Source organism: Okeania sp. SIO2B9, from assembly GCF_010672505.1.
Taxonomy (GTDB): domain Bacteria; phylum Cyanobacteriota; class Cyanobacteriia; order Cyanobacteriales; family Microcoleaceae; genus Okeania; species Okeania hirsuta.
This window is the reverse complement of the sequence record NZ_JAAHGK010000042.1, coordinates 1-13907: the sequence shown is the minus strand read 5'-3', so window position 1 is coordinate 13907 and position 13907 is coordinate 1. Positions and strand designations below refer to the sequence as shown.

At 39.0% G+C, this 13907-nt stretch carries 9 protein-coding genes; 5 read left to right on the top strand and 4 right to left on the bottom strand.

Going from position 1 to position 13907, the window contains the following annotated elements; translation table 11 throughout:
• Nucleotides 1–278: group II intron maturase-specific domain-containing protein (locus tag F6K13_RS03250; RefSeq protein WP_287286811.1), on the top strand; the 278-nt coding region annotated here is incomplete at its 5' end.
• 541 nt (nucleotides 279–819) lie between these two features.
• Here the strand turns inward: F6K13_RS03250 and F6K13_RS03245 are convergent.
• The 4 genes from F6K13_RS03245 to F6K13_RS03230 form a co-directional block, all read right to left on the bottom strand.
• Complete coding sequence (locus F6K13_RS03245; protein WP_124154961.1) at nucleotides 820–2202, bottom strand: hypothetical protein; 1383 nt, start codon at nucleotides 2200–2202, stop codon at nucleotides 820–822.
• Nucleotides 2202–6140 carry a neuraminidase-like domain-containing protein gene (locus tag F6K13_RS03240; protein WP_124147248.1) on the bottom strand — a complete coding sequence of 1313 codons (3939 nt, stop codon included), beginning with the start codon at nucleotides 6138–6140 and terminating at the stop codon, nucleotides 2202–2204. The genes F6K13_RS03245 and F6K13_RS03240 overlap by 1 nt, the downstream gene beginning before the upstream one ends.
• Complete coding sequence (locus tag F6K13_RS03235) at nucleotides 6061–8328, bottom strand: LamG-like jellyroll fold domain-containing protein (protein ID WP_124147247.1); 2268 nt, start codon at nucleotides 8326–8328, stop codon at nucleotides 6061–6063. The genes F6K13_RS03240 and F6K13_RS03235 overlap by 80 nt, the downstream gene beginning before the upstream one ends.
• 251 nt (nucleotides 8329–8579) lie before the next feature.
• Nucleotides 8580–9143 carry a hypothetical protein gene (locus F6K13_RS03230; RefSeq protein ID WP_287286809.1) on the bottom strand — a complete coding sequence of 188 codons (564 nt, stop codon included), beginning with the start codon at nucleotides 9141–9143 and terminating at the stop codon, nucleotides 8580–8582.
• Between the two features lie 296 nt (nucleotides 9144–9439).
• Between F6K13_RS03230 and F6K13_RS03225 the strand changes: the two genes are divergently transcribed.
• The 4 genes from F6K13_RS03225 (at nucleotide 9440) to F6K13_RS03210 (ending at nucleotide 13881) form a co-directional block, all read left to right on the top strand.
• The gene (locus tag F6K13_RS03225; protein ID WP_124147245.1) at nucleotides 9440–10294 is read left to right on the top strand and encodes a DUF547 domain-containing protein; all 855 of its coding nucleotides are present in this window, start codon (nucleotides 9440–9442) and stop codon (nucleotides 10292–10294) included.
• 447 nt (nucleotides 10295–10741) lie between these two features.
• On the top strand, nucleotides 10742–11494 hold the full coding sequence (locus F6K13_RS03220) for a glycosyltransferase family 2 protein (RefSeq protein ID WP_124147244.1): 753 nt from the start codon (nucleotides 10742–10744) through the stop codon (nucleotides 11492–11494).
• 54 nt (nucleotides 11495–11548) lie between these two features.
• Complete coding sequence (locus tag F6K13_RS03215; protein ID WP_287286808.1) at nucleotides 11549–11677, top strand: hypothetical protein; 129 nt, start codon at nucleotides 11549–11551, stop codon at nucleotides 11675–11677.
• Nucleotides 11678–12048: 371 nt separating this feature from the next.
• Entirely contained in the window at nucleotides 12049–13881 is a 1833-nt protein-coding gene (locus tag F6K13_RS03210) for a hypothetical protein (RefSeq protein WP_287286806.1), read from the top strand.
• The last annotated feature ends 26 nt before the right edge of the window (nucleotides 13882–13907 follow it).

Genomic DNA, 13907 nt, shown 5'->3' with positions numbered 1-13907 from the left:
CGGCTGTAGTGAGTAAGAAAACCTTTAGGGATTTGGATCATTTAGTGTACCAAAAACTCTGGCGTTGGGCAAGAAGAAGACATTCCAATAAAAATAATGACTGGATTTCTCAAAAGTATTGGCATTCTGGGGAAAACAGAAAGGAATTTTCGTGTAGTTATGAGGATGGCAGTCGAGTTAAGCTATTGAAGCACACAGAAGTTCCTATTGTTAGACAGGAGAATGTTAACAAGGACTGGTTTTATTGGAGCAGGCAAAAAGACTTTCATTCAACTTAAGAGGGGGAAAGTATTGGATGCCATTTACTATTGCATATACATTGCTACGATCTGAAAACTGCTAAGAATAGCGGTAGAGGTGCTCATTTTGATTAGGGCAAAATCACTGAGGAGCCGGATGAGGTGAAAGTCTCACGTCCGGTTTTGGAGACGAGCATTTCTGGTGATAGAATTGCTTAGTTTAACTTCTCTGGCAATTAGAAAGAGTGGATTAATTTTACCCCTAATTTTTTCTATAATTAGGGATGAATGAGAATAGCGATCGCCTACCTTCTTAGTTGAGGAGCGATCGCTTATTTTATATCAAGTCCGGTTAAACAGTTATAGAATGGTTAACTCAGGAGGAGTCAGGAGTCAGGAGTCAGGAGTCAGGAGGAGAGAGAATTACAAAGATAGGCCTACTTATGACGATTGGAGAATTTTTTTATGTGCAATTAACCGGATTTGATATTATGTCCAGATAATCAGCAATAAAAAAACTTTCTCCCTTCTAGCCTTTTCTTCCCTCCTGCCTCCTGCCTCCTGCCTTCTGCCTTCTGCCTTACATCTTTGCGCTATATGTAACTTCAATCACCACATCATCAATGAGCTTCAGCATTTCTTTCTGAGGAAAATGACGGCGTTTTTCCCCTATAGCTTTGACAACTGTAGGGAAAGATAAATGCCAAGTTGAGTCAACCCCTGTTCCTTGGAAGGGTTTGAGACGACCTTTGGGTAATTTTACCTTGGAAGAGTCAGTCTGCCATCCCCCTAAAACTATACTTTGATAAGCATAGGGATTAAAGATAGAGTGGTTAGCATCTTTGTGACGGCTATAGTAGAGTCGGCTATCAATTTGAGTTAACCGACCGCAACAAGACCATCGTTGATTTTCCAAAGCGGGAATGGAAACCCGAATACTTTGAATTTTTCGGCCATAAAGAGTGGGATCGTCTTCCTCAAATAACTCTTCTTTGAGACAAAAGATGGTTTGACCACGAGACTGGAGAGATGCTAGAGAAGATGGGTCAAGTTCTTGGAGTGAAATTTCTTTGAGTAGGCTAGTCTCAGGCTCAATGCGGCTCCAATAAGCCAAATCCATCCGTTGCAAGTCTAACCAGAGGGCCTGACCAGCGAGTATTCCTTTAGTGCCTTGATCCCAATGAGAGCCAATAAAGGTAGCTGTGGGGTCTCCAGTCTCCATTCGGTATGCGGTTTCAGCCATCTTAGCAAACTTGACAGTAGCATCGTAGGAGGAACGGTAGAGATTGCTAATATGCCCGATGTACCAATCATAGAATTGACTACTGGTAAAGCGATTTTGGTGAAACTCTACTAAGTATTTAGATTGGTCACGCTCCGACTCAAGCTGTCGGAGTATTTCTTGTTCCTTTTCCAGTTCACTACCATCTTCCATAAGTAAGTCAATCTCTCTGACTTTCTCCACCAATATATCATAGTTATATTTAGCTTCTTGTTGGCGACGATGGTAGCCTCCAGCATCTTTCAAAGTATCTATCGCATCTTGAAGCATATTTGCGGTTAACTCAGCAACTTCCTTACCACTTTTGGCAGGAGCTTGTATCTTACTTCCCCCACCAGCAAAACCAAAAATGTTTGGAACTAATGCAGAAACTGCCTCAGTTACTGACATACCAGTAGCTAAGAACATTGAGACTTCTTTGAATGGTATGAGCCCCATAGCTGCTGTTTCAGAATCATTCATGTACTCATCAGCAAACTTTTTCTGTCCATCGCGCTCTACTAGAAGAACATTCCTGGCATATTCTAAGGCTTTGTCGGCTGCTTCAACCATCTTAACCGCTTGTTCTTGAGCATTAATCTTGAATTCAAACAAATCGTACTCATGCTGTTGCTTAATTTCTTCGAGTAAGCGATCGTCTCGTTTTTCCAGAGCTTGTTGCATCCGTAGAGAATACTTCATCAGTTCCTGAGTGTAATATTGAGCTTTAGCCAGAATCTCCTCGAAAGTAAAGGTAGAGCCATTTGAGCAAAGCTCTGAGCTGCAGTAGCAGGAACTCCAGATAAGGCAGCTAATTGCAGTTGTTGGGGGTCGATAGGAGGAGCTAACAGAGGAACATTCAAGGGTTCGCCATCGATATTCAGCCAATGACGCAAATTGTGTAATCGTTCCTCAATGGTTTCGTAAAGTCCCAGTAGTTCCTCATTGGTGGGTTCTCGAAAATCAGCTTCAGTTACCTCTCCTAATGTGGGATTATTCCAGTCGCTAGCAGTGAGACTCTCTAAGGTTTCCCTAAATTCTTCTTTATAAGCATTTTTGGCAACAACATACCACATTTTTGCTTCTTGTAGAGTTTCTTGAGTTTCCTGACGATAAGAGTCATCTCCTTGAGAGAGCAAATGCTCGATGGAGTGACGAATAGTGGCGTGTTGATAATGAATGGTGTTTCTGAGAGCTTCCTCATCGGGGTCAGTGATACTGGAAAAGCTATTTGTTGTCTGGTTACTGCTTAACGGACGCACTCCCCAAGGATTTCCTGTGCTAGAAGGGTCATAAATACAACGGAGCCAACGCTTGGCTTGGTCGTAGTTGCCATTTTCAGCATATTTAGAAGCCAGGAGTGCGGGAATGTGATAGAAGATTTCCCAGCCATAAAGCCCCATTGATCCATCGAAATCAAACTGGTTCTTCGGTTTCGGTTCTAGGATAGGACTGAATACCTGAGCGTCTTCATCGTCTTCAGCTTTTTCGGCTTCAGTAACGAAGTTATCAACCCCAGTTTCAGTATAGGATTGATGCTCCAAAGAAAACAGAGGTAGGACTCCAGCAGGTAGTGGTAAGAGTTCAGGAACGTTACTTAATGCTGGTGAGACTAGGTGAAAAATATGTGTAGAACTTTCTGCTGTTGTATCTTTAGTGACCAGATATGCTTCCTGTTTTCGATCTCCTGGTGATTCGATGTATATGTAATCAGTTAAAGCTAAAGTGTCATAGTTAATAACTTCTCTAGCCGGAAGTGTCTCAGTCCCACTGATCGTCACTTTTTCACCACCAGCAAAGGGTATGATCTCTGTATAATAATCAAATAAAAACTCTATTGTAATTTCTCCCGTTTTTGGACTACTAGACAAGTCAAGTTGCGTACTTACAGTAGGTACTTTGAAATTTATATCATAAGGATAATGGCTCTCATCAACAGCATCACCAACTACCTTTGTCTTTATAATGTCTCCATTAATGGAAATTTGATATTTACAGTTCGTTATGCTTATGGAATACATTTCATCCATCTCTGAGGAAAATTCAAGTTCCTGTTCTTGTATCTCTAATTTTAAACCATTTATGATTTTTGAAATCAAAATGTATCTCGTAGTCCAATTAATATGCAAGTGCAAATTGACATAATTGTCTTCACTTGTATCTAAAATATAATAGCCTTGATATAGAGGAATTGATTCTGGATAAAACAGTATTTCTTGATCATCATAGACACTTTCAGCTCCTTCATACCCTTCAATTTGAGGAGGATTGGTAATAGTTGCGCTAGTTGCATCAATAATAATTGCCTCTCTTTTACTTATTTCAAACTGAAACTTCTGATCGGAAACAATAAAATACAAGCTAATCCTATCCACTTGAAAATTCGCTTGGTAAATAGTCGGTCTGACATCTGCCTCAACAATCAGTGCCTCAAGTATATCCTGGGACATAGAAGGTGTCAAAGGTTCTCCAAAACTCCCATCCACTCCTTGCCTGAGATACCGAGGCAGCAGATGATATGTGGTTGTTTCTCCATCCTCACTACGCCGTTCCTTTTTCTCTATCCAAATGAGAAATAAGCGATTCCAGGCATAAGCGGGGTTAATCCCATATACTGTCTGATTAGTTGCAGGTAAATCAACCTTTTTCCATTCTCCCCACTGGACAGCTTGAGGGTTTCCTGTCTTCAACATCTCCACATCTAATCGCATCTGACGATAGTAGTAAGTCATTTCCGTCCAACCTGCTTTGGCCGTAAAGTAGTAGTTGACATGGTTACCTAAAGGACTGTATTCTCGTGTTTGACAAAACCCCGTCGGTATCAGCTCCGTGAGACGTTGCAGCTCCTGCATATAACTATACAGAGCTGTCTCAATCATGGTTTCATCTAGATGTCCCTGAGACAGATTTTGTTCAAATGTTTTAAATATCTCGGTTTTGTCGTAGCGCAGTTCGGGTTCAATGTAGTTACCTGGATGCAGTTTCAATTTCTCATTAGCTTCCCAGACTCGATACTGTTGAGCTGTTTCCCATTCGTCCCTGAAAGCTGCTTTATCAACAAATTCGCCAGATTCTACTCCCTCCAGCATCCGATGAATATATAATTGTACACTGGAATTAGCTTCCACAATACGACTGGTTGGCACAGCAGATGTAACATTCACATCTAGGAGTAGGTAACTATAGAGGTCTTCGGTATCTTTAATCTTGTCTCTCAACTCTTCATCTTGGGAGATGACATGAGAAAAGACTGCCGCCACTAAAGCATCACGGATTTTTTCATTGAGAGCATTTTCAGCATTTGTAGCTAAATTCTCATCACTGGCACGAGCTAGTCCCCCTAAAACTACTGCTGCTGCTTCTGGGTAGTCTGTTCCATCGTTGACTCCTTCTTCAGTGAGAGTGATTAATTCTGTGGCACTGATAGATAAGTATTGACATAGTTTTATCTGTCTGAACAAAGCTTCTACCTGTTGTACAGTTTTGGTTTCCTGGTTAGAAGCATTGTCTCGCAGCACTGCAATTTCTTCTTGGTCAAAGTCGAGCAATACTGCCAATAATGCGTTAATCTGGTCATCGGTGATGTCTACTCCTCCCCAAAGGGTGAGAAAATAAGCTAACCACATTTCTTCAGTAGCTTCAGCGTTCTGAATTTGTTTGAACCGCTCTAAATAATAAACCTGCTTTAGACTTAATGGTAAGGTCATCCCTATGACTAACCATTCAGGGTAATCACAGAGCATTTGTACTGTGGCAGCAGAGAAGGATAATTTACTTGTGAGTTGGAGATGTCGTGCCAGATTATACAGCAGTTGCAACTGTTCTGATTCTGTTCCCGATAGTAGGGTGCTGAGAGTGTCATAGGTATTGGTTCCCATCCAACTCAATACAGGAGCTACAATTTCGGGGCGATCGCTTTCAGCTATTTTGATGACTTGCTCAAATAAAACTTGTTCTTGGTTATACTGGGTTTCAGCTAAGAAGTCTATCAGTTGGTTTGTGAGTTCTTCATTGTCATCAATGTCTACACTTTCAGCGGTGAGAATCTTTGTGACTGCTGTTGTTATTTGGTCTTTGGTAACAGAGAGGAATAAACCTGCTGCATCCAGGATATCTAGGCTTTGTAGCTGCTCCAACCAATCTTCAATTTCAATGGGGGGGATTATTAACTCGTTTACTTTCCAATTGCGGTAAATAGCAAAGTCAGATTCGCTGTCGAGTAAATTGTCTTGGATGGCGTTGTTTAATTCATCCAGAAAATTGCTTACCTGTTGAGTTGTTTGTAGTACTGCTTCGCTTGGTGGTGTGAGTACCATTAATAAATCTGTGACGGATAATTCTGCACTCTCCATCCATTGAGATAACCAGACTAATTTGTCTAATGCTGACAAGACGCTGTTGGCTCCAGTTAATTCGCCTAAGGTGGTTAGTAAGTCTGGGTCTATTTTCTCAATTAATTTGATGCCATTGAGAATATCCCAACCTAAAAGCCCAAAGATGGTAGCTAGGCGATACAGAAGAGCAAGGCTCCTTTGGTTAATCTTGGTGTATTCGTCGATTTTAACTAACTCCAAAACTACATCCCATTCCCGACGAGTGAGTTTCAATCCTCGTCGCAGGGTCTCCCAGGGTAATGCCACCCTCTTTGAGATTTTCTAGCTCTGTGAGTTTAATTGAACTAGCTAGAATTTTTTCTGTGACGTAGGGAGCATCTTTGCCAAACAGTTGTCGCATCAGGGTAGGTTCTGTTTGTTCTCCTACTCGCACATAACAGTTAACTTCTTGCAGCATTCCCACAAACTGATCCACACTGAGATTGTATTGCTCCTGCCAATATAAATAATGGGCTAAGACATTGAATCCTTTATCGGTTACTCTTCTGTTGTCGCTTGCATCTTTCACAGAACACAGCAATTGATCTAGCTGATGAAACTCTAATCCAGTACGCTTTTTGAGCCTGACTAGGTGATTCATCCCTGATAATTGGTTTGTGTGTATATTATCGTCGTCATCCCCTCTCATGCGCAGTCGCTCGTTTTCTTCTTCTAGGATCAAGACTTTGTATGTACCCATATGAAATCTTGCCCCCCACTCATTCTGTGAGTACGATGTCCCTGCTTCATCTTTAACGGCGTAATCTCGAGACAGTTGACGGAATTCGTCGAAGGTGATATTGGTGGCTTCGATGAAGGTGTCTACATATTGTAATTCTGATTTTGTGAATACACCAAATATCTGTGTGAAGAGATTGTCGTTATCGCTTGTATTCTGCTGGAGTTTTTCAATTTCTGATTCCACCAGGTCTAAGGCATCAGTAATATGGGGAATCAGGGTGAAGCTTTCTTGCGTTAATGCATAGTCATCTTCCTGAAAACGACGAGCTATGGCATTGACATTCATGCCCTCGATTTGGGCTAAACCAGTACGTACTGTGGCTAGGTCTTTGTTGAATGGTAGTGCTAGGGGATGTAGTTGGGTTTTTAATTGATTGAAAATTTGACCATCATCGGAAAATTGGCCACCAAAGTTTTTGTCAATTACCCATTGGGGTTTATTACTATTACTACCCGAGAAAGAACCGTGACATCCTCTGGAGGTTCGATCATAGATTGTCTCCCCTGTCCCTTCATTCATTGGCCAATAATTCATTAAGCCGTCTTCGTTGCCTACCAAGGGACAATACATATTCTCTTGGATTTCCTGTCCGAAACGAGCATAATTCCAGATGCGCATTTCCTTGATCATTCCTGGAAAATACTGGTCGTTACTGCCATAGGTTCCTATTTTGAGAGCTGCAGAGACACCACAAATGTTATCCCAAGTTCTTTCATATACTTGGACTCCATCACGATAAATTTCTTGTTTTTTGTTCTCATTATTAAAGACAAAAGCGTAATGATGCCAATTAGTATATTCATATATATCAGGACATCTCTGAGTCCCATTATCAAGCGCAAAAAAAAGTTTATCATCAAAAAATCCAGCTCTTACAAGACCTCCACCGGATTCAGAAAAAAGCATCATACGGGAGGTACTGTTTCCCTCTTCTACTTTAGCCCAACACTCTACAGTAAAACTTTGGTCATTGAATACCTTCATCTGATTGTCAGTGTTGGGAACTCTCACATAGCCGTCATTTCCTGGAAAGTGCAGACAGGAACAAAGCATTGATAGCAGCACTTCATTAACCAATTCTAGAGTCGTAATCTCCTCATGTAAGTTATTTTCACTCAGCTCTAAGTTTTGTAGGTCTGGACGACGAGTATCCAAAGCCCATTTTTCTAAGGAGGGACTTATCTGCTCCCTAGCCAAATCATAGATATGTTTTAAATAAGCTGCCGCAGATTGACTCGACTGAATTGAACCTGGTTTAGCGTAGCGCACTGGTTCGCCGAAACCATCGGGCCCAGAATCTGTCTCCCATTCTGGTTTATTATTGCCACTAAGAGTACCGTTACAGTTTCTGAAGGATTGGCGATCGTTGATTGTGTCTCCTGTCCCTTCATTCATTGGCCAATAATTCATTAAGCCTTCTTCGTTGCCTATCAAGGGTTGGTACATGTCTCTCTGGGTTTCCCCTTCGCTACGAGCATAATTCCAGACACGCATTTCACATATTAGCCCTCGAAAATAATGATTTGCACGGGTTCCTATCTTAAAAGCTCCTGTAGAATGATGATTATTATTTACCTCCTCTCTATCTACCCTGACTCCATCACGATACGTTTCTCCTTTTTTCGTGTCGTCATTATAGAGATAAGCGTAATGATGCCAACCACTATACTCAAAGTCGTTATTTGTGGATGTATGTTCACCAGATAAATCCATCCGAAGTTTTCTGTAGTCAAGTCCACCAGAGAAAACATTAGGAACGCTACTGCCGTGACCAAAAAATCGGACGTTTTTTTCGACGCTTCGCTTCCTTCTACTTTAGCCCAACACTCCACAGTAAAACTACCAGATTCGAATATATTCATCTGACTGTCAGTGTTGGGAACTTCCACATAGCTGTCATCCCCTGTAAAGCGTAGAAACTTATTATCAGAAGCACTTTGGAACTCATTGGCCACTGCTTGGGGTCAGGCTGGCGGTCGTACATGACGTAACCCTTGACTTACTGGATCTTTGGATACTATTACATCCCGGGTTACCTGTTGGACTAATGGCTCTCGTTGCCTGGCCTTTCGATAAAAAGCAAAAGTGGGTAGATTTTCCCGACTTACTTCACCTGTTTGTTTGGCTTTGACCTTTTCTATCAGTTGAGTCAAAGAAGGACATTTGGCTACCTCCGCAGAACTGTTAAAGCCATAACGGGCAAGTTCTTTGTTAAACCCGTCTTGTTTGTTTAATGCTGACTCTATTCTCTGACGCAGAGGACGTTTGCCATTACCATTAGTTTTAGGGGTTTCTTTCTGGGAAATGGATTTAGTCCTGTTATCATTGTCTGATGCCATTGTCAATACCTCTACAGTGAATATTTTTAGGGAACACCTGGCCTGAAATTTGTAGCCAATATTTATCCTAAGTAGGTAGGCGTGAATAAACATCACTATATAACGAAATGTTAAAGCAGTCAAAACCCTTGAGATTGCTTCCTTCCGCTCCGCTCCACTCGCTTCGGACGTACTTATAAATTTTTTCACCTACCTACTTAGATAGTCAAATATCATATTTAGGTACCCTTTGAATAATTAGAATAATTAGTATAAATCTCAATTTTTAAGTCAAAATTAAGCTAAGTTTCACAAGTTACTCATGCCGTTAGTTTTTCATGGATATGTAATGAAATTGGGTGCATCTCAATTTTGAATAAAGCCAAAAAATTATCGCTTTTAGGCAACAGGCAACAGGCAACAGGCAACAGGGAATAGATAGGAAAAAAGTATTTTTGCAAATATGAAATGCACCCATGAAATTAATATCAATGGCAGAATAATTTATGAGATATCAACTTAAGAAGTTATTATTTTTCTTACCGCTACTTATATTTTTAGCTAGCTGTGGTGGATTAAATAGTCCGACAAATCTAGGGGAAAACAATCAAGGTACACAAGAATCTACTGCTACTTCAGCTCAACCATTTAATTATCAAGATTACAACTCAATTTTAAAGGAATATGTCAATGCAGAAGGGTTAGTTGACTACAAAAGATTAAAAGAAAATCGGCAAAAACTTGATGAATTTAATGCTGCTATTGGAGCTGTAACGCCAAGCACTTATGATTCTTGGACAGACACAGAAAAAATTGCTTTTTTAGTTAATGCTTATAACTCTTTTACTTTAGAATCTATTATTGATAATTACCCCACTAAAAGTATTAGAAGAATTCCTGGTGTTTGGAAGATTCGTAAATTCGATATTGTTGGGGAAAAGTTGACATTAGATCATATCGAACATCAGATTTTAAGGAAAGAATTTAACGAACCAGGAATTCATGTTGCTTTAGTTTGTGCTGCAATAAGTTGCCCTCCTCTTAGACAAGAAACTTATACTGGTAATCAATTAGAAAAACAACTAGATGACCAAGCTAATAAGTTTCTCGCCAATAATCAAAGTTTCCGAATTGACCGTGAAAATAATGCTGTTTATTTGTCTTCAATTTTTCAATGGTTTGGTAAAGATTTTGAAAAAACCTATGGTCAAGAAGCAAATATTGATGGTTTGAATAAAACAGAAACGGCAATCGTAAATTATGCTCATCAATATGTAAATCCTGATGCTCAAAAGTATTTAAAACAGGGTGGTTATCAAGTTAAATATTCTAACTATGATTGGTCTTTGAATGTTCAATAATATTTAAGCTTTCAGCCGTCAGCTATCAGCTATCAGCTATTTTTTTAATGTAGTAGAAGTTATGACAATTCTCACAGTTATGACATACATTTACAATCCCCCTAAATCTCCCTGAGAAAGATAGACTTTGAAGACTCCATAAATGTTCAATAATATCTAAGCTTTCAGCCGTCAGCTATCAGCTATCAGCTATTTTTTTAATGTAGTAGAAGTTATGACAATTCTCACAGTTATGACATACATTTACGACCCCCCTAAATCCCCCTGAGAAAGGGGGACTTTGAAGACTCCATCCTTAGAAAGGGGGTGGGGGGGATCTAAAACTGTACTTCATAGATTAAAGAACTGCTATAAACAAATGCTTGCTTCATTTATTAAAAAGCTGTTTGGGTAGCATTTTGCAGGAAAAGCTGACTACTTCATTTTTCAGAAAAAAAATTAAAACAAATGCTTTTAGAAAAAATATTCGTAATTATTCCTGTTTTGAATGAAGAATCTACCATTACAAATGTAATTAAATCATTACAATCTTACGGACTAAAAAATATCATAGTAGTTGATAATGGTAGCACCGATAAAAGTATAGAAAAAGCGAAAAAAGCAGGTGCAAAAGTCATCAAAGAACCCATATCAGGTTATGGTAAAGCTTGTTGGCGTGGCATCCAAAATACACCCTTAGAATGTGATTGGATTTTATTTTGTGATGGAGATGGTAGTGATGATTTAAAGCAACTACCAAAATTTTTAACTGCTACTAATAAATACGATTTAATATTAGGCGATCGCCGTGCTACAAAAGTAGGTAGGTCTGCTATGACTCCCGTACAAAATTTTGGTAATAAATTAGCTACTTTTTTAATTGGTTTAGGGTGGGGATATTGGTATCAAGATTTAGGACCGTTGCGTTTAATTCGGAAGTCTAATTTAGAGAGAATTAGAATGCAAGACCGAGGTTTTGGTTGGACGGTAGAAATGCAAGCTAGAGCTGTAGAATGCGATTTAAAAATAACTGAAATTCCTGTTGGTTATCGTCGTCGTCAGGGTGGACGTTCAAAAATATCAGGTACTATAAAAGGTAGTTTTCAAGCTGGAACAATTATTCTGACAACTCTTGGTAAATTGTATTTAAAATATCTGTGGAAAAATCTAGAATTGCAGAATAATACTAACAAATTCTTGAGCAGGGGAGTGGGGGAGTAGGGAGTGGGGGAGTGGGGGAGTAGGGGAGTGGGGGAGCGGGGGAGCGGGGGAGAATTGAAGAAGGAGACAGGAGACAGGAGACAGGAGACAGGAGACAGGAGGAAAATTACATGGGGATTCGCTCCCCCAAGTAATTTTGAACACCGTGTAGACGGTGGGGTATTAAACCCACAAAGAAAATGATAAAACAGTAGAAAAAGTTGAAATTTGCCCCCAGATTCCCCATATTCCTATCTCCCTATATTTAAGTACATAATCCCTATATTTAAGTACATAAATAGAACTCTCCAATAATCAAAAATCCAATCAATTATCACCACTATTATTTTCTCCTGACTCATGAATTCAGCAATTCTGAGTCTTGATTTTTAATACTACACTTTGAAGTGCCGAATTGTAGATTATATATACTTGAGGCTATTTTATATCATGTCCGCTTAATAGCGTGATCAGAAACTTTCTTCTTCTGTTCCTTCTTTTTTCCTACTGACTCCTGACTCCTGACTCCTGACTCCTCCGTCGTTATTTATAAGTATTCAACCGGACATGATATTATGACTCTATTTTCTGTAAGTTATACTAAGAAAAATCTGCCTTTATTACTAAGTTCATTTTTGATATTAGTAGGTACAATTTTCATAGTTCCCTACGGTAGTTTTCAGGAAGCTGGTATTGTCATAAAATTTTGGATTGGTATCAGCATAATGAGTTTAGGTTTTATAATTTCTTGGGCAATACCGTCAATTAATTTAGCTTGGTTTTGGAGTATAACTATTCTGACTAGACTAATATTAATTCTCATGGAACCAGGGGATGATATTTGGCGTTATTTGTGGGAAGGTTACATTCAAAATTTGGGTTTTAGTCCTTATGATTTAGCGCCAAATGCTTTAGAATTAATTCCCTATAGAACAGAGTGGTGGTCATTAATGAATCATCCTGATACTTCTGCTATTTACCCACCTTTGATTCAATTAGGGTTTCGATTTTTAGCACTAATTAGTCCGTCAGTATTTGTCTTTAAGTTTGCTTTTATCTTGGCAGATTTAGGTATTTGTTGGTTATTAATTAGAAAATTTAGCCTGCAAAAAACTTTGATTTATGCTTGGAATCCTTTGATTATTTATTCCTTTGCTGGAGGTGGTCATTATGATAGTTGGTTTCTCTTACCATTAGTGGGAGCATGGTTAGTTTTTGTTGAAGAAGGAAGAGGGAAGGAGGAAGAAGAAACAAGGAAAGACCGAAGTTGGAAAAAGTGGATGGGAACTCAAACTCCTGTTGAAGAAGGAAGAAGCAAGGAGGAAGAAGGAAGAAGGAAAGACCAAAGTTGGAAAAACTGGATGGGGACTCAAACTTCTGTTGAAGAAGGAAGAAGCAAGGAGGAAGAAGGAAGAAGGAAAGACCGAAGTTGGAAAAACTGGATGGGGACTCAAACTTCTGTTGAAGAAGGAAGAAGCAAGGAGGAAGAAGGAAGAAGGAAAGACCGAAGTTGGAAAAACTGGATGGGGACTCAAACTGTAGACGACGGGGTATTTAACCCAAAAGAACAAGATAATTATCGTTGGTATTGGAGTGCTTTTTTAATTGGTATAAGTGTGGCAATAAAATGGGTTTCTTTACCAATTTTATCTTTTGTTGTTTGGCAGAAAATATTATGTTTTAGGGAACAGGTAACAGGGAATAGGGAACAGAAAAGAATCAAAATTAATATGCTTCATAGCGCCGAAAAATCAGATAAACAGGAGCATAATTTTTATCATAATTTGCAACTTGATGAAGTACATAAAACTAGTAGGTTTTCGAGGTTTAAATTAGACGACAAAACATTTAGTTACCTTCTCCATCAAGTGCAGCAAGCAGGTTTTTTATTATTAATTGGTTTATTACCAATGTGTGTTGCAGCTCTAAATTTTTGTCAACCTGGAAAATGTTCGCTCATTCCTACAAGTTCAAATTTTGTTGTTAATGGTCGTAGTGCTGAATTAATTCCTTATTTAGTTAGTTTTGTTTCGGAACAATCTACAAAATTTAACTGGATTTATGGAATTCCTCTTTGCTTAGGAGTAGGAATTTTAATCTGGAATTGTCGTAGATTTGTTGATTTTACTGAATGGTATTTTTTCTTATTATTAACTTTATCTCCTATTGTTCATGCTTGGTATTTTACTTGGTTTATTCCTTTTGCTGTAGCAACTAGAAATTTAGGGATAAGATGGGTGAGTTTATCAGGATTTATTTATTTTGTTTTGCCATACAGACAAACTTTAGGAGATAATAGTTGGGTTTTAAATCCAATGGAAAGATACTGGTTATGGTTGCCTCTAATAGTAGGATTTATTTGGAGTAAATGGAAAGATAAAAAAAATATAGTAGGGAATAGGGAATAGGTAAGCATTCAGCAATCAGCAATCAA